General features: G+C 45.5%; 14 protein-coding genes and 1 pseudogene. 7 read left to right on the top strand and 8 right to left on the bottom strand.

What is annotated here, in order from left to right:
* Positions 1–80: 80 nt before the first annotated feature.
* Both D0A34_00820 and D0A34_00815 read left to right on the top strand, forming a co-directional pair.
* Positions 81–1,664 (top strand): phosphoglycerate dehydrogenase, encoded by a 1,584-nt coding sequence (locus D0A34_00820; protein UNU17585.1) that lies wholly within the window; start codon positions 81–83, stop codon positions 1,662–1,664.
* A gap of 184 nt (positions 1,665–1,848) precedes the next feature.
* Positions 1,849–2,739, top strand: coding sequence for a 50S ribosomal protein L11 methyltransferase (locus D0A34_00815; GenBank protein ID UNU17584.1), 891 nt, complete (start codon positions 1,849–1,851; stop codon positions 2,737–2,739).
* 54 nt (positions 2,740–2,793) lie between these two features.
* Here the strand turns inward: D0A34_00815 and D0A34_00810 are convergent, their stop codons facing one another.
* Positions 2,794–3,387 carry a hypothetical protein gene (locus tag D0A34_00810; GenBank protein UNU17583.1) on the bottom strand — a complete coding sequence of 198 codons (594 nt, stop codon included), beginning with the start codon at positions 3,385–3,387 and terminating at the stop codon, positions 2,794–2,796.
* A gap of 959 nt (positions 3,388–4,346) precedes the next feature.
* On the opposite strand from D0A34_00810, the gene ltrA reads away from it, so the two are divergent.
* Positions 4,347–6,092 (top strand): group II intron reverse transcriptase/maturase, encoded by a 1,746-nt coding sequence (ltrA, locus tag D0A34_00805; protein UNU17582.1) that lies wholly within the window; start codon positions 4,347–4,349, stop codon positions 6,090–6,092.
* Positions 6,093–6,267: 175 nt separating this feature from the next.
* Here ltrA and trxA read toward each other — a convergent pair whose 3' ends face one another.
* Positions 6,268–6,585 (bottom strand): thioredoxin, encoded by a 318-nt coding sequence (gene trxA, locus D0A34_00800; protein ID UNU17581.1) that lies wholly within the window; start codon positions 6,583–6,585, stop codon positions 6,268–6,270.
* Between the two features lie 73 nt (positions 6,586–6,658).
* Between trxA and fabG the strand changes: the two genes are divergently transcribed.
* Positions 6,659–7,423, top strand: coding sequence for a 3-oxoacyl-[acyl-carrier-protein] reductase (gene fabG, locus D0A34_00795; GenBank protein UNU22111.1), 765 nt, complete (start codon positions 6,659–6,661; stop codon positions 7,421–7,423).
* A gap of 164 nt (positions 7,424–7,587) precedes the next feature.
* On the opposite strand, the gene D0A34_00790 is transcribed toward fabG, so the two are convergent.
* From D0A34_00790 to D0A34_00780, 3 genes are all read right to left on the bottom strand, one after another.
* The gene (locus D0A34_00790) at positions 7,588–8,043 is read right to left on the bottom strand and encodes a bifunctional (p)ppGpp synthetase/guanosine-3',5'-bis(diphosphate) 3'-pyrophosphohydrolase (GenBank protein UNU17580.1); all 456 of its coding nucleotides are present in this window, start codon (positions 8,041–8,043) and stop codon (positions 7,588–7,590) included.
* A gap of 65 nt (positions 8,044–8,108) precedes the next feature.
* On the bottom strand, positions 8,109–8,501 hold the full coding sequence (locus D0A34_00785) for an NUDIX domain-containing protein (GenBank protein UNU17579.1): 393 nt from the start codon (positions 8,499–8,501) through the stop codon (positions 8,109–8,111).
* Between the two features lie 72 nt (positions 8,502–8,573).
* Entirely contained in the window at positions 8,574–9,629 is a 1,056-nt protein-coding gene (locus D0A34_00780) for an adenylate/guanylate cyclase domain-containing protein (protein ID UNU17578.1), read from the bottom strand.
* Positions 9,630–9,910: 281 nt separating this feature from the next.
* Here D0A34_00780 and D0A34_00775 point away from each other — a divergent pair, with 281 nt between their 5' ends.
* The 3 genes and pseudogenes from D0A34_00775 to D0A34_00765 all read left to right on the top strand — a co-directional run bounded on the left by D0A34_00775 (position 9,911) and on the right by D0A34_00765 (position 14,707).
* Positions 9,911–11,179, top strand: a complete 1,269-nt coding sequence (locus tag D0A34_00775; GenBank protein ID UNU17577.1) for an IS701 family transposase — start codon at positions 9,911–9,913, stop codon at positions 11,177–11,179.
* 369 nt (positions 11,180–11,548) lie between these two features.
* Positions 11,549–12,682, top strand: a pseudogene (locus tag D0A34_00770) (methyltransferase domain-containing protein).
* A gap of 309 nt (positions 12,683–12,991) precedes the next feature.
* Positions 12,992–14,707 (top strand): lipoxygenase, encoded by a 1,716-nt coding sequence (locus D0A34_00765; protein ID UNU17576.1) that lies wholly within the window; start codon positions 12,992–12,994, stop codon positions 14,705–14,707.
* Positions 14,708–14,824: 117 nt separating this feature from the next.
* On the opposite strand, the gene D0A34_00760 is transcribed toward D0A34_00765, so the two are convergent.
* From D0A34_00760 to D0A34_00750, 3 genes are all read right to left on the bottom strand, one after another.
* A complete protein-coding gene (locus tag D0A34_00760; GenBank protein UNU17575.1) occupies positions 14,825–15,964 on the bottom strand; it encodes a fatty acid desaturase in 1,140 nt (379 codons plus the stop codon).
* A 321-nt stretch (positions 15,965–16,285) separates the two neighbouring features.
* Positions 16,286–17,551: a glutamate-5-semialdehyde dehydrogenase gene (locus D0A34_00755; GenBank protein ID UNU17574.1), complete on the bottom strand. Its 1,266-nt coding sequence runs from the start codon at positions 17,549–17,551 to the stop codon at positions 16,286–16,288.
* 4 nt (positions 17,552–17,555) lie between these two features.
* Positions 17,556–17,960: a hypothetical protein gene (locus D0A34_00750; protein UNU17573.1), complete on the bottom strand. Its 405-nt coding sequence runs from the start codon at positions 17,958–17,960 to the stop codon at positions 17,556–17,558.
* Positions 17,961–18,112: the final 152 nt, after the last annotated feature.

Genomic DNA, 18,112 nt, shown 5'->3' with positions numbered 1-18,112 from the left:
ATACTGCTCTAAGTCATAAGTCTCAACTTTGAGCTCGCCAACGCTCGGTCTATTTTTACTATTGCACTCAATTGCTTGCTATGCCTAAAGTTCTAGTATCCGATCCGATCGACCAAGCCGGAATTGACATCCTCTCCCAAGTCGCGCAAGTTGACGTAAAAACAGGACTCTCAGCCGAAGAACTGGTACGAATTATTCCAGATTACGACGCTTTAATGATCCGTTCTGGTACCCAAGTTACCAAAGAAATCATAGAAGCTGGCAATCTACTCAAAATCATCGGCCGAGCCGGCGTCGGCGTAGATAATGTCGATGTACCCGCCGCTACCCGCAAAGGAATTGTAGTCGTCAATTCCCCCGAAGGCAACACGATCGCCGCCGCCGAACACGCGCTCGCCATGATGCTCTCCATGTCCCGCCACATCCCAGAAGCCAACGCATCCGTCAAAGGTGGTAAATGGGAACGCAACCGCTTTATCGGCGTAGAAGTTTACAAAAAAACCCTCGGCATCGTTGGTTTGGGCAAAATCGGCTCCCACCTCGCCGCCGCAGCCAAAGCAATGGGCATGAAACTGCTGGCCTACGATCCCTTCATTTCCACCGAAAGAGCCGACCAGTTGGGCTGCCGCTTGGTAGAACTCGAACTGCTGATGCGCGAATCCGACTACATCACCCTGCACATCCCCAAAACGCCGGAAACCCTGCACTTAATTAACGCTGAAGTGCTCTCGAAAATGAAGCCGACGGCCCGCATCATAAACTGCGCCAGAGGCGGCATCATCGACGAAGCAGCCCTCGCAGAAGCCATCAAAGAAGGCAAGATCGCCGGCGCAGCTTTGGACGTTTACGAACACGAACCGCTGGAAGTCGATTCCCCGTTGCGGAATGTGGGCCAGAACATCGTGCTGACGCCCCACTTGGGAGCATCCACAGCGGAAGCTCAGGTAAATGTGGCGATCGACGTGGCTGAACAAATTCGCGACGTGCTGTTGGGACTGCCCGCGCGATCGGCTGTCAACATACCCGGCATTTTCCCAGACTCGATCGAAAAACTCAAACCCTACCTGCAACTCGCCGAAACCCTCGGCAACCTCGTCAGCCAGCTAGCCGGAGGCCGAGTCGATTACCTCAACGTTCAACTGCAAGGCGAATTGGCCACCAACCAAGGTCAGCCCGTAGTCGTCGCGGCCCTCAAAGGCCTGCTCTCCCAAGCCCTGCGAGAGCGCGTTAACTACGTCAACGCCAGCATAGAAGCCAAAGAACGCGGAATTCGCGTCGTCGAAACCAGAGACGCCTCAATTCGCGACTACACCGGCTCCCTGCACCTCTCGGCCAAGGGAACCCTCGGTGAACACACCGTGACAGGTGCAGTGCTCGGCGAAAGCGAAATTCGGATTACCAGCGTTGACGATTTCCCGGTCAACGTTTCCCCCACTCACCATATGCTGTTTACCCTGCACCGCGATATGCCGGGGATTATTGGCAAAATTGGTTCCCAATTGGGCAGTTTTAATGTCAATATTGCCAGTATGCAAGTAGGCCGTAAAATCGTGCGAGGCGATGCGGTGATGGTTTTGAGCCTCGATGACCCTCTACCAGAGGGGATACTGGCTGAGATCCTAAAAGTTCCGGGAATTCGGGATGCTTACACGGTAAATCTTTGACGGATTTTGGAGTTTAGATTTTGGATGCAAGGGCTGATAATTGGTAATGGGTAATTGGTCATTGGTCATTGGCAAGAAAGCGGGAATTTTTCTATTAGCCAATCCTCCTTCCTCAGTCCCCAGTTCCTAGTCTCCAGTTCCCCTGGGCAAATCTAAAATCTAAAATCTAAAATCTAAAATCGTTATGGCACATAGCTGGTGGGAAATTAGAATTCTTTGCGATCCGGCGCTGGAAGATATCATCTTTTGGCGTCTGGAACGATTTAACTGTCGGGGAACTGCTACTGAGATCAAAAGCAATTCCTGCCTGATGTCGGCTTATTTGCCCGAAGAACAGGCAGGATTGCTGGATTTGGCTGCTCTGTCTCTGTGGCTGCGCCAAGATGCTCTGTGTGCAGGTTTGCCCCTACCTGCGATGCAGTGGGATTTGATTGAAGACGAAGACTGGGGCAGCACTTGGAAGGAGCACTGGCAGCCTCAAGAAGTGGGCGATCGCTTTTTAATTAACCCGGCCTGGTTGCCCTTACCGACTGATACTGATCGCGTCATTTTGCGTTTAGATCCGGGTGTGGCTTTCGGTACAGGTGCTCACGCTACTACTCAACTTTGTCTGGAGTCGCTGGAAATGCGGCTCGGTTTTGATGACAGCAAGTGCGTAGTTGCCGATATCGGCTGCGGATCGGGTATTTTGTCGATCGGCGCGGTGTTGTTGGGCGCTACAAAAGTTTATGCTTTGGATACAGATCCTTTGGCAGTGCGATCGACCATTAGCAACCGACTACTCAACCGCGTTAATTCTCAGCAGTTAGTTGCAGAGCTCGGAAGTATCGATCGGTTGAAAGAAATGGTAGATGAGCCGATCGACGGTTTGATCTGCAACATTTTAGCAGAAGTAATCATTGATTTAATCCCGCAGTTCACTGCAATTAGCAAACCAACTACTTGGGGCGTGCTCAGCGGCATTTTGCTCGAACAAGCTAAGCCAATTGCCGACACTCTAGAACAGCACGGCTGGATTGTGGCTACTCTATGGAAGCGCCAAGATTGGTGTTGTTTTAATATTCGGCGTAGTTAACAATATGGTAATTGCTAATTCCTAATTGCTAATTGGTAATTTTGAGTTCAGGTTTCATCTTTGGGAAGTGAATTTAAATAAATCTCGCACCTGAAAATAAACCGCGCCAGCCCAGTAAAAACCATTCACCAAAATCAACAGCGTTTTTCCAGCATAAGAATTAACAAAACCAAAAACGCGGTAAGTTGAGAGCAGCACTAACAACATTTCCACTAGAGAAACAATTGACCCGTAGTGCTTCCTATCCCAATAAGAAATCGGACTGATAAAACGGTAATTGCTGAACGGAAAAAAGTGTCGGTGAGCGTCGTCATTGTGGACTGGTAAATCTCCCAGAGAGTGTAGTATCATGCTGATAAACAGAATTTGCACACTTTGCCAGCCAAAGTAATAAGCAATTAGCCAACCAATAACCGCAAGGGGAATTGAATGAAACAGAGCCACAATATTTTGCACAAAAGGCTCATAATATGCTTTTGACCAAATTGTAGCTGCGGGCAAGCGAGCAATGTATTTCGCCCAAAAGTAAAATAAAAATATCGGAATATCCGGCAAAATTCCGCCGATCGCAATAATTAGATTAGCTTGCGGCAGTTGCGCTTTGCCCAGAATTGCGAGATTGATAATAGCGTGGCTGGGAGTCTTCATCACAAATTTGGGTAGAACCCCCGTCCTTTTAGGACGGCTTTATATTAGAATGTAATTGGTCAACGACCCACCCGAGACGATGGCTCAAACAGCCTATACGAGCGAAGTTCAGCCTTGTGCTGGCGGGGAAGCAAAATCGGTAGACCGGGAAAAGAGGATAGGGCAATGGAAGTCTAACCCTAGAATCAAAACGAAGAAGAATTCCGTTTGGTATTCGACACGTAAAAACCGCTTTCTCTTGCGGGGTTAGTCTGTGGAGCGAACATAAGACCAAAACTCTTTGAGGGTGGAGGCAGTTGCGAAGAAGCAGAAACTTAAGTCGCGAGGCTTAAGAATCACCGTACCTTCAGGTCGGGTGCGATTCGTTCTCTCGAAATGAGTAGCAATACTTAAGGATGAGAGGCAAGGGAAAAAAAAGAGGGAACAATCCCAATATAACCTTGACAACTTGATAGCCATGTAGGTGAGGGTTCCTCCCAAATCCTACCCCACAGGTGCAGTGGTGAAAGCACGATCCCTACTAAGGAGACTAGCCGTCAAATTGGTAAAGCGGGACGAAAGAAGGTAGCTGACAGCCTAAGTCGGTAATCCCTTTAGCAAGAATCCATGAGTAGCGAAAGCGAAGATGCGCTTGAACCATCGTGAAAGGCAACCAGCGAAATAAGGCTTTATGCGCTGGAACCAAAAGGTAACGGATTAGGGGCTGATAAATCTGACCGTATCAGCAGCACTCCCAATAACCCGGTGGAAAGCATCAACTCTAAAGATTCAATCAATGGCTACCAGGAACGAAGTAACCTTTCGTATGCTCTCTTGGAGGTCGAAAACCAAGAGTAGGTGCTAACCGGATGCTGCGAACAGGTGGGATAGAGTCAGAAGCCAATGTCCTGTTGTAATGACAGGGATACGCAGACAGACTCACGGTGATATGGAAGATAAAGTCGAAAGTCCGAGTATATATGTCTAAAACACGGTCACAACCGATGGTGGAATGGAGACACATTAACTGGCGAAAGCTGGAACGGTCTGTCTATAAGCTCCAAAAACGAATTTATCGAGCCTCTCAACGTGGTGATGTTAAAGCAATACGCAGACTCCAAAAGACGTTGATGAAGTCCTGGTCAGCAAGGTGCTTAGCGGTCAGGCGGGTAACACAAGACAACAGTGGCAAGAAGACGGCTGGTGTGGATGGGCTTAAGAGCCTGACCCCAAAACAACGTCTCGCCCTTGTTGCCAAACTTAAATTAAGCCCAAAAGTCGCTCCAACCAGGCGAGTATGGATTCCCAAGCCAGGTACGGAGGAGAAGCGACCATTAGGCATCCCGACAATAAATGACCGAGCCTTGCAAGCACTTGTCAAGCTGGCACTAGAGCCAGAATGGGAAGCGCGATTTGAACCTAACTCATACGGGTTCAGAGCCGGACGCTCATGCCATGATGCGATAGAGCAAATATTCACGGTAATTAGTAGGAAAGCTAAATACGTGCTAGATGCTGACATTGCCAAATGTTTCGACCGCATCGACCATGAAGCACTGCTCAAAAAATTAAATACATTCCCCACCATCCGCCGACAAGTTCGAGCCTGGTTAAAAGCGGGAGTGATGGACGGTAAGCAGTTGTTTCCAACATCTGAGGGTACGCCTCAAGGTGGGGTTATTTCCCCATTATTAGCAAATATCGCCCTCCACGGGATGGAAAACCGGATAGCTCAAGCTTTCCCAAAAAGGAAGGTTTATAAAGAAGGAAAGTACGCAGGATTCATCTCTGCTGCCCACCTAATCCGATATGCCGATGACTTCGTAATTCTCCACGAAGATATAACCGTTGTTCAAAGATGTAAGGAGATAATCTCCGAATGGTTAAAAAGCATGGGCTTAGAATTGAAGCCTAGTAAAACTCGCCTAGCCCATACCCTTGAGGAATACGAGGGAAATACCCCAGGTTTCAACTTCCTTGGGTTTAATATACGGCAATTCCCAGTTGGAAAGTATCACTCTGGGAAGAATAACGGAAAATTGCTAGGTTTCAAAACAATCATCACCCCAAGCCAAGAGAAGCAGAAGATACACTACGAGCAAGTAGCAAACATCATCTACGCCCATAGAACAGCGACTCAAGAAGCGCTAATTGGAAAACTTAATCCAATTATCCGAGGATGGGCAAACTACTACTCAACCGTCGTGAGCAGTGATGCTTACGAAACTCAAGACCATTTAATCTTTTGCAAACTTAAGGCTTGGGCAAAACGCCGTCATCCCAAAAAGTCTATCCAGTGGATCATCAATAGATATTGGAAGACCATTGGCGGTAATAACTGGGTATTCGCAACCAATGCAAAAAGTGAAAACTTAATGCGGTTAAGAACGCATAGCGAGACTCCAATAGTCCGCCATGTGAAAGTTAAAGGCGAATCGTCTCCATACGACGGAAACCTGGTTTACTGGAGTACAAGAAGGGGAAAACACCCTGAAATCTCAACAAAGGAGGCAACTCTAATGAAGAGTCAAAGGGGTAAATGTAACCATTGCGGATTGATTTTCGGAGTTGAAGATAAATGGGAAATCGACCATAAAATCCCCCGTTCCAAAGGTGGTAGGGATGAATATACCAATCTTCAGCTCTTACACAAACATTGCCACGATGTAAAAACAGCCAAAGATGGTTTGGCTGGGGGTAGTATAGACAGTTACCCAAGTCACTGAGGAGCCGGATGAGGTGAAAGTCTCAAGTCCGGTTTTGTAGGCGAGGCAGGTAGGCGACTTCCTGACCTTAGCTACCTGAGTATGTCAAAAGTAGGGTGCGTCAACTACGATTATCTTATTCATAATTAATCAGATATGAGCTGACACACCCTATGCGTGAGATAATTGGCTCGTGCTACAAGTGAGGTTGCAGTCGATCGATCAACTGCGCCGGTTGCATAACTCCCTCAATGCGATCGACCTCAGCGCCATTTTTGAACAGCACCAAAGTCGGCAAAGCATAAATGTGATGCTGCGACGCCAAGTGTTCGTACTTATCCGTGTCAATTTTGACAACCATCAGCTTGTCTTTCATCTGACCACTCACTTGCTCCAAAATCGGTGCCATCATCTGACAAGGCCCGCACCAAGTAGCGTAAAAATCTACCAACACCGGCAAATCGGAGCCCGATAGTAACTCTTCAAAACTGCTGAACTGTTTTTGAACTGCCATAAGACAAAATAATTTTTTGGGTTCTGGCTCGATTTTAGTGCAAAATTCTCTGGTAGATTGCGAGGATACAATTATGGAATTATTACCAGAGACTTTTCAGAGATTGCGGGGTCAAGTTGCTGTCGTGACCGGTGCGTCGCGGGGAATCGGTCGCGCCGTCGCTTTAACACTAGCAGCAGAAGGCGCTAAAGTCGCCGTCAACTATGCGAGTTCGAGTGCTGCTGCTGATGAGGTGGTAGCAGAAATAGTCGCTGCTGGAGGAGAAGCTGTGGCACTTGCAGCAGATGTCTCGAAAACTGACCAAGTAGATTTACTCACCAGTAATGTCATGGAAAAATGGGGACGGATTGACATTTTGGTGAACAATGCAGGCATTACTCGCGATACTTTGCTGTTGCGGATGAAGTTGGAAGATTGGCAAGCGGTAATTGATTTGAATCTAACCGGCGTGTTTTTGTGTGCGAAAGCTGCGAGTAAAATCATGCTGAAACAGCGAAGCGGCCGAATTATTAATATTGCTTCGGTTGCTGGGCAAATGGGCAATCCCGGACAAGCTAATTACAGTGCGGCAAAGGCTGGGGTAATTGGGTTTACTAAAACTGTGGCCAAAGAGTTGGCCAGTCGCGGGATTACTGTGAATGCGGTTGCACCGGGTTTTATCACTACAGATATGACTAAAGATGTCAAGTCTGATGAGATTTTGAAGTATATTCCGCTGGGGAGATATGGGGAAGTTGAGGAAGTTGCGGGAATGGTGAAATTTTTGGCGGCGGATGCGGCGGCGGCTTATATAACGGGGCAGGTTTTTAATGTGGATGGGGGGATGGTGATGGCTTAGATTGGAGGATTTTTTTAACCGTAGATATCAGATATCGCCCAGGCAAGATACCTGTGCCACTATGAACGCGGATATCTGCGGTTAAATTTATGTCTCTTAGCGTATTTGAACTGAAATTAATTAGGCTGAATTTACCTATTTTTACTTTATTTAATAAAAAATAATTACTTTAAAGCTGCACACAACTGATTGAGGACTTTTTTGTATTTTGCAATGCGTTGAAAATCGGCTTCTGTGGGATTGGCGATGCGACTAATATCGAGATTATGAGTAACATCAGCGATTTTGACTTGCAGTGCGATTGGGTTGGCAATCACACGTTCTAAATAAGCTGGATAAGCTTCTCCTTCTATTTTTGTAATCGCCGCGATCGCCGAGACTAGAGCTTCAGGAAAACCTTCGCTTCTAAGTTGCTCAAGTGTAAGTTCCGAATCTTCGACCGCATCGTGTAGAACCGCTACGATTTTCTCCTCTAGAGAATTTACATTTTCCATCACAAATAGCGGATGATCGAGATACGGATTGCCTGCTTTATCAACCTGCCCCTCATGAGCTTTGGCTGCGAGCGCAATCGCTCGTTTTAATAATGATTGGTACTCTGAGTTCGTATTTGACAACATAGTAAAGAAGTTCTCTATTAAATAAAGTTTCAGTCCCTCGGGGGTTCAAGACCGGGTGTGACTTTTTATTTTAAATATTCCTGCAACAATTTCCAAGCCATTTGAGTACCATCACCTGCGTTGACTTTTTCAAAGTCTACATCTTTTCTCAAAACTACCAAACCCACACCTTCTTTGATTTCTCTTTTATCACAATCGCTCACTTTCGCCAAAAATAGGTGGTTTTTTTGTAAAATTTTTCTATCATTTTTGGTCTTTTGGTGAGTAAAAGTTGCGATAAATTTCATTGTGTAATAGTTGATTGTGAGGCCAGTTTCTTCCTCTATTTCTCGCACTGCTGCCTGCTGTGAAGTTTCTCCAATGTCCACGCCACCACCAAAAGTAGAAAGCATTCCTTGACTGGCAATACCGGCAATGTTATCTCGCAGTTGTACCCCCATCTGGCGGTTCGGGAGCATTACAAAAACGCGAACTATTGACTTGGGAATATTCCTATTATCGATGGCATCACAAAATTAAAAGAAGTTGCTCTAGAGTTTTTTGATTTGACGCCAAATTTTCCTAATCCAATTGTACAGCGCAGCATACAAAGCCAGCAACTTATTGACAAAAAATTGCCAAATAGAAACTTTCCTTACCTCAGAAAAATCTTCGATTTCCACGGGCAGCGGCGGCATCCCCACTACTTCATAGAGCGGATATTCGCCACTTTTTCCCGGAATTTGCACTGATACGCACTGATTGACGATCGCCAATTCTTTCACTTCCTGATAAGTATCCTCGGAAATCAGTAAACTTGTTCCTACTTGCTTGTTCGCAGCTTCAATCCGGCTGGCAAAATTCACCGCATCTCCGATCGCCGTCACCGTCTGATTTTTCGACGCCCCCAAATTTCCCACAACCACCAAACCGCAGTGAATACCAATCCCGATCCGCAAACGATGACGGTATAAAGTCTCAAAATAGGGATTGAGTTTCTCTAGTTCCTCCAGCATCTCCACCCCAGCCCTCACCGCTTGTTCCGCCGCCTTGTCTGAGTTTTCCAACCCAAACAGAGCCATAAAACCATCTCCCATATAATTATTAATCATCCCGCCGTTGCGGTTGATCGCATAACCCATTTTTTGGAAATAGCGATTTAAAATATAAATTACATCATAGGGTAACAGCGATTCTGCAAACGCCGTAAACCCTCGAATATCTGCAAACAAAATTGCAATTTTTTTCTCTTGACCCACAGGAGCAGAAATCAACTTTCCTGCCATTTCGTCGTTAAATGATTCCAAGTCTTCAGAATCGATCGCCAGTCGGCGCAAAATCACCTTGCCACCTGCAACCTGTGTCTGACAAGCTAGCCTAATTTCCGGTTCTAGGCGCAATTTTTTCGCGAGCTCCTCTTCCGGCGAAGTGCGCGGAGAACAAAATTCTAAACCTTCGACAACTAATACCCGGCAAGTCGAACACCGGGCACTACCGCCGCAGATGTGGGTGTGGGGAATGCCTGCACGCAGCGAAGCTTCCAGAATTATATCGTCGTCGTCTATCTCGATCGTGCGATCGTCCGGCAGATAGTGAATCTGTGGCATATGTGGCGCGTCTAGCTAATTAGCGAGGAATCTCGCGGACATCTGTTATTGCAGCGAACCTTTATGCAAACCCGGTTTCTCGGCATTTTTTCTGCATCCCCTGATTCCTTAACTATAAGTCGCGATCGGCATTTGCTTCTCGTTTCGTCAGCTCAAGCGCCCAACTGACAACAGTTTAAAAAAAGAATGCAACTCTCAGCAATAGCGGGACTTAAACAAAAAAATTGTGCTAAAAATAGTATAATGTAGTCAGGTTAAGCTTTTTACGTCAAAAACGCGCAATGAAAGAAACAACTCCTAGCGCCATGCCACCATGCTTCGATCGATGGTGTCGTCGTTTTGACGATGTTTTTAGCCATCAAGCCCAAAAAACAGGGTTTAAGCACTATTTAGGGGGATTATTGGGAGAAAGTGAGCGAAAAAACCTGACTCAGATGTCAAGAGACTGTATAGGAGTTACATACAACCGATTGCATCATTTTTTGACAGAAGCTCCTTGGAATGCCCAGCAAGTTAACCAACGACGGTTGCAGGTGATGCAGCAGTGTAGGCAGACTCATATCAGCAGAGGGTTTACTCTGATAATAGATGATTCCGGTCACAGAAAAAGTGGCAATTTAACAGCAGGAGTTGGTCGGCAATATATTGGAGAAATCGGAAAAACAGATAATGGTGTAGTAGTGGTAACTACACACTTATATGATGGAGTGAAAAGCCTACCACTTGATGTTGAATTATATCAACACGCTCATTCGTTACCTCAAGGAAAAGAAAATCCAGAATTTATTAAAAAACCCGATATAGCCATCAAACTAATTGACAAATGCTTAGAAAGGAAAGAGCGACCAGCAGTAGTTTTAATCGATGCAGGCTATGGGAATAATAGTAGATTTTTGCAGGAGTTAGAGAAAAGGAAGTTAACCTATGTAGGAGGATTAGCCAAAAATCGAAAAGTAGTCTGTCAAATAGAACCCGAGCGACAACCCGAAGAACTCAAACTCTCAGAATTAGCAAAACGTTTACCAGCAGAGGCTTTAAGTGCTATTACACTAAATCGGGAAAAGCCCAGAACTGTGTGGGTAGCAACTATCACAGTAGAATTCTCAACCATGTCCGGGCCAAAAACAGTCGCTATCGTCATGAATGCTCCGACTTGTTCTACCGCCACAGAAGTTGATTATTTAGTGACTAACGCTGCCAGTGAGCGGGCAACAGCATCATGGATAGTAACAACTTACTCCCAACGTAATTGGGTAGAAGTGTTTTACCGTGAAGCTAAAGGATGGCTAGGGTTAAAAGAATATCAAATCCGAGGAAAGAGAAGCCTTTATCGACATTTAATATTAGTATTTTGTGCTTATACTTTTATCATTTGGCATCAGTTAACAGGAGGATTGCGTCGGCAGTGGGCTAACCAACCTTTAACAACATTTACTGAAGCTTTGTCAGCTTTTAGAACAGCTATATCTTACAGGTTTTTTGGCTGGTTGCAAGAAAACAGGGACCTATTTACTTTATATAAAGCCAGTTTGGGCTTTGTTTGGGCTTAAAACTTGTTTAAGTCCCAATAGTCCAACTCTTAGCTCATCAGTCATTCCCAATTCTCAAATCTAAAATGGTATAACTGAGCACTAAAATCGCCATCGCACCGTGAAAATAGCCCCATTCAAGCTGTGGAGCTAATCTAAAATCTAAAATCTAAAATCTAAAATGGACTGACATAATTCTTAATAAAATTTATATCGCCCAAACCCCTATAAATCCGTTATCAAATCCCCTTCAACCGCCATATATTTTTAGGATTTTGGGGAGTTTTAGTATGCAAACCTTACTTGGCAATAGTTTCAGCTTTTTTGCTCTCTAACAACCAGCTAATTTTCGTGAGATAGAATAGCAGCATCTTTAAAACAAATATAGCCCTGACTTCATCAACAGCCCTACAAAGCATCGAAAAACACATTCCCATCGTGGGAAATATCCATACCAAAAGTCCGATCGCCTACGGAGCAACCCGCCTCGCAGCCAGTGCAGTTAACACGCTGCACATGGCAGTAGCAGAGTCTTATATCAACGGCTTAGAAGTACCGGATTCTGTATTGCGATCGCTTTTTGATACCTGTATGCCCGTATTATTTCGGTACTTTCCCTCTCTGCTTACGGCCTACGAATGGATACTGACAGAAACAGATCGTACCGCCGAAGGGCCCCGGGATTTAATGAAAATTCAGTAGGACTTGCCTCAAGCAATGCTGAATCCCATGTTAGGCGACGGCAAACTCATTTATCCTAAATACAGCATGGGATTGTGGGAAAAAGGAGCCACCAACCTTGAACAATCGCAAATGCAGAGCATTGATGATGTGATTGAAAAGCTACAGATTCAGGATGGCGACAATATTTTAGACTTTGGCTGCGGTTGGGGTTGTGTTCCTAATTACATTCTTTCCAAATTCCCCAATGTCACCTTTACTGGCATTAGCCTCAGCCACCACCAATGCGAGTATATGCGTCAGAAGATGCACGACCCAGAAAGCTACCTTAGTTCCGGTCGATTTACACTATATGAAGGCGATTTGAGCAACGCCAACTTCGAGACAAAATTTGACAAAATTCTCTCCATCGGAGTTTTTGAGCATGTAGGTAATTTAACCAAGGCTTTCCAAAAGCTGGCATCTTTCCTGAAGGATAACGGCAAAGTTTTCATTCATATCATCACAGTTCGCACTCCCAACAATATATCCAGCGTTTTTACCCACAAATAAATTTTCCCCCACGGTCGTTACTGGAAATACGATGCCCTTCCCAGCCACAATAAAGACCTCAAGACGATTAAAAAATGGTATATCAACGGATATAATTACTCCAAAACATTTGCTAAATGGCTGAAAAACTTTGACGATTCTCAGGCAATAGTTAAACATTTGGACTACGGCATCGACTATGCCCAATTTCTTCGCATCTGGCGGTTTTACTTGATTTGGTTTGTGGCTAGTTTCGCGAGTTGCGACGGCGAATATAACGGCAACGGCCAATATTTAATGGTTCGTGCCTAACCGCTAATGAGTAGACCCACCTCAAAAAACCGAACACCCCGAACCCCGACATCTCAAAGAAGTCGGGGTTCTGGAGTGCGAGCTACTTATCGGGAGTATGAAACCTTTCAACCTAAATTTAGGGCGATCGAGAAGTGTTGCCTTCTTTTGAGGAATTTTTCTGAGTTTAAAAAAATCCGGAATAAGATTATCGATCGGCGAAGAAGACCTATATCAAGCCTGATCCCGCATAATACTTTTTAAATTCCCTCCTCGATTGGTAGTGAGGATCTCCGATATTTTACTACCAAAAGAGAGTTGATTTATACAATGGTAGACAATATGAAACCTCTTCTTCCTCAAGACGACCCGAACCCAGAACAGCGCCACGATTCCTTGAATCGTCAGCAACAAGCTTATCAGTTTGACTATGAGAGTTTATCACCTTTGGCATTATTGAAAGATGTGCCCGCAGTCGAGAACTTTTCGAGTAAGTATCTTGCAGAACGCATATTAGCAACATCGGAACTTCCAGCAAATATGCTGGCAGCCGATTCTAGAACTTTTCTCGATCCTCTCGACGAACTCCAAGACTATGAAGACTTTTTTACTTGGCTGCCGCTACCTGGAGTGGCCAAAATTTACCAAACCGATCGCTCTTTTGCAGAACAGCGCCTGTCTGGAGCAAATCCCATGGTGCTTCGCCTGTTACATCAGGAGGACTCTCGGGCAGAAACACTGGCACAACTTTGCTGTTTGCAGCCATTATTCGATCTTCGCAAAGAGTTACAGGACAAAAACATTTACATTGCCGATTATACAGGTACTGACGAACACTATCGCGGGCCTGCGAAAGTTGCAGGAGGAACCTATGAAAAAGGCAGAAAATACTTGCCGAAACCACGGGCTTTTTTCGCTTGGCGGTGGACAGGAATCCGCGATCGCGGTGAAATGACACCTATTGCCATTCAACTAGATCCTAAGCCCGGTAGCCATCTGTATACCCCATTCGATCCTCCTATCGATTGGCTGTATGCGAAACTCTGCGTACAAGTGGCAGATGCTAATCACCATGAAATGAGTTCCCATTTAGGTCGAACTCATCTGGTGATGGAACCAATCGCGATCGTCACCGCCCGACAGTTGGCTAAAAATCACCCGCTTAGCCTGCTGCTGAAACCGCACTTTCGCTTTATGTTGACCAACAACGATCTGGCGCGTTCTCACTTGATCGCTCCCGGCGGGCCCGTCGATGAATTGCTAGGCGGCACCTTGGCTGAGACAATGGAACTGACTAGAGAGGCGTGCAGTACATGGAGTCTCGATGAATTTGCCTTGCCCGCTGAACTGAAAAATCGGGGAATGGATGACCCCAATCAACTGCCTCACTATCCTTACCGAGATGATGGATTGTTGCTTTGGGATGCGATTGAAACCTTTGTATCGGGCTATCTGAAATTCTTTTACCCGACGAATGAGGGGATCGTACAAGATGTGGAACTGCAAACCTGGGCTAAAGAATTAGCGTCTGATGACGGCGGTAAAGTCAAAGGAATGCCACACCACATCGACACAGTTGAACAATTAATTGCAATTGTCACAACTGTAATTTTTACCTGTGGTCCACAACATTCAGCAGTCAATTTTCCCCAGTATGACTATATGAGTTTTGCGGCCAATATGCCCTTGGCAGCCTACCGGGACATTCCTGGAATTACCGCCTCGGGTCATCTAGAAGTGATTACGGAAAATGACATTTTACGGTTGCTTCCTCCGTACAAACGAGCTGCTGACCAACTGCAAATTCTGTTTATTTTGTCAGCTTATCGATATGACCGTTTGGGTTATTACGATAAATCTTTCCGAGAACTCTACCGGATGAGCTTCGATGAAGTTTTTGCGGGAACGCCGATCCAACTTTTAGCCAGACAGTTCCAGCAAAATTTGAATATGGCAGAACAAAAGATTGATGCCAACAATCAAAAACGAGTCATCCCTTATTTTGCTCTCAAGCCTTCGTTGGTACTAAATAGCATCAGTATGTAGGAGTGTATTGGTTGGGTGGGCGAAACACCCACCCCAGACTAAAATTCATTATTTGTGGAACAGGCTTTCTGGCCTGTTCTTAAGCATGGTAGAAGATGTAAGAGCCCCTGGACATTCTCAGCTTTTGTATTCTTCAGCGATCGAGCAATTCACGCACATTGTACCCGACGAATCGGTGAAGGTCACTTCATCTTGATAATGCCGGGGTGTTTGCAGCAGCAACCGCCAAGCTTCACCAGCATCGATTAAATTCATGCGATCGGGATAGTGAATTTGCAACAACTCTTGCACCATCGGATAATAGTCTGAGTTGATGCTGGGGAAAATATGATGCTCTGTGTGGTAAGAAAAATTCAAGTGCAACAGGTCAAATATTTTAGGAACCCGCACTGAAGCACTGTTGATCAGCGGGTCATTAATGCTGGTCATCCGGCAACCCATATGATTGGTATAGATGTAAAACATTGCCCCTGCATGACCAATCGCGATCGGCAAAAAGTAGGCTAGGGCAATTTTGAGGGGATGAAAATTTAGGTAGAACAAAATGCTGGCATGAATTCCTAAAATTCCCACACATTCAAAGGCGATAGCCACTCTATCTTTAGCACTAACTGTAAAAGCAGCCGGTACATAATCAACTGATTTATCATTAAATAAAAGTACCGAGGTTAGATTGCGGAAATTATGCACTAACCACGAACCGGCCATCCCTACAATTAACCACAGCGGATTGACCTCAACTGACGGTACAAACAGATTTTGAATCCATTTTCCCCAAGTATCTGGTTGCTGGTACAGATAGTTGCGATCGGGGTCTGCCAAAGAATTCGTGTTATTGTGATGTACGAGGTTGTGCAGATTTTTCCACTGAGTAGGTGGCATGAACAGCATACTTAGACCCAAAAAGGCGATCGGATAAGTCAGGCGAGACTTTTTCTGAACGCTGCCGTGCATCAAATCGTGGGAGCTAAATAGCAAAACTATGATACTATTGCCCATAATCGCGGCTAAAGGTAAGTAAAGCCATAAAAGATAGACAGGCCAGCGATCGAGATAGTCGGCAATTCCCCATCCTAACAATAAAATTCCGATATTTATCAGCAGTATCCCTAACTTGCTTGAATTCGGCTCAAAGGCATCGGATGGCAGTAGCGGACGCAATTTTTTAACATATACTGAGTGGTGAATTAGCGTTTCTGCGCCTACAGTCGGCGTTGCCGTCTTGTCTAGAGTATGGAGTAATTTTTCTGATTTCATGTGCTCGCTAAGAGGATTTTCATGTGACTTAATAAGTTGCTAAATTTAATTAGATCCCGTACCCAATTTTAGATGGAACCCACACATAAATCCGACGGCTTATTGTCACGCTGCGGAGATTTTATCTGTCTCCACTGCGGCTATCTGGGAGTTTGTGATCAAATTGCTTTAGATCAAGGCTGCCTGATTTTTGTACCAAGATATTATTGTATCCTATAAAAATAATTTTGGAACAGGTCTTAAAGGCTTACCTATCGATAATACTCTCCCACTTTTCACTTGGCTTTAATCTCAATAACCAATCATAAATAATCTATAAAATTAAAAAAGTCCGTTTCCTTGAACAATTTCTTTGATTGTCGTCAGCGTATCTAACCCGATCAATCCTCGACGATAACCTTTTTGGTTGGACATTCCCAAAAATATCGCATCTCCACGATTTTGATAGCGCCAAAACCGAGGTGAGGCATTAATAAAAGTTGAGGCGCTGTTAACATCCAGAGCAAATTGGCGACTTTCTAAGTAAGATTCAGTGGCGATGCAGTCAGCGTGGCCACTGCTGTAGCGGTTGATCCAGCCGATCGCAATCTCTAAACTATCGACAACTTTAAACGCGATGGTTTTGTTTAAATAAGGTTGAGTCCACTCGTATGGTTCCGCCAGCTTCAAGTCTGGGAAATCTGCGACGAGATCCGCATCAGCGCTAATTTGAAAGCCTTTTTCTTTTAAACTGTTCCACAGCCTGACTAAGGAAGAAGGCTTTTGGTTGCGATCGATCAGCACTTTCTCGATCGCATTAACAGGATCGGGCACGCTTTGATGACTGTCCAAAATCATCCACCTTGCCATCTCCAAACTGCCAGTCGGTGACCAATAAAGGTAACAATTTCCCATGGCCGACCTCAAAACTGGTGCTGTGCATAACCTTACTACTTGCTGCACCAAACTTGGTCTGCCGTAGGGAATAATTAAATTGAGATATTGGTCTTGAGTGACCAATTCTCGGATCGAAGCGCCCCGATCCGGCGGCAGTACCTGCAAACATCCTGAGGGCAAACCTACCTCATCGATCGCCGAAACCAAAGCTTCTCCAATTACTGTATTAGTTTGCCAGCTTTCGCTGCCACCTTTAAGAATCAAACTGTTAGCGCTTTTGAGAGACAAACCCGCGGCGATCGCCCCCAACTCGGGAAACGCCTCGTAAATTAGAGCGATCGCCCCCAGCGGCAGCGACTGACAGTAAACCTGACACCGATCGACCTGATAAGAAGCATTGATCACCCTACCGATCGGATCTGGCATTTCCCCCAACCGTTCCAGAATTTGCACAGTTGTCTTGATCCGTTCCGGCGTCAGCTTCAGCCACTCCACGATCAACTCGGGAATCGCCATGTCCCGACTTGCTTCTAGATCCAGAGTATTTGCTTCTAAAATGTCATTTTGCCGGCGTTTCAGCCAGCCCGCCATCGCCTGCAAACCTGCCGCACGATCGGCACTCTTTGTCGCAGCCAACTCCAAAGAAGCTTGATAAGCGCGACGCGCGACATTTGCGGCATCTGATGAATGGGTAAAATCCTCTATTATCATCTAGCTAACGTCTGTAAGCGAGCCATACCATCAGCGCCGGCAGCATTGCTAGCAGCACGGCGACCATTGCCCACAGAATAATATTCGGGCCCGGCGAGTGTAGCGCCAAGGGCAACCAAATCACTAGCGGCACCAATATCATACCCAAAGCCAGTGGCAAATAATGGGCCTTCAAGCCCGGATGGGCTCGGTTCCACTGGTTCCCTGTCCACCGCCAAGCCTGTTTGTAAGGATAGTTCGTTGATAGTTGCTCGATCACGTATCCACTTTCGTCCAATACAAATATTTGTTGACAGCGGTTGCAGCCAAAGGCTTCTGTCAACGTTATAGGCACTAGACGACCCCGCCGTCGGCAAGGACAGGGGTACTCATCGTTTAAGTCAATCTTTGGAGCTTTTTGAGATGGCACTAGCGATCGGATAAAAAAAGCGTTTTTGCAAAAATAATCGTTAACATATCCACTTAATCAAACTTGTCAATTCCGCCCTAGCGAGGCTTTCAACTGCCTATTCCGAGGTATCGCCCGATCGGCAATTTTGACTTGCAAGTTCTCGATTCAAT

The organism is Microcoleus vaginatus PCC 9802, assembly GCA_022701275.1.
Lineage (GTDB): Bacteria > Cyanobacteriota > Cyanobacteriia > Cyanobacteriales > Microcoleaceae > Microcoleus > Microcoleus vaginatus_A.
The sequence above is the reverse complement of the archived record's forward strand: the minus strand, read 5'-3'. Positions and strand labels throughout refer to the sequence as shown.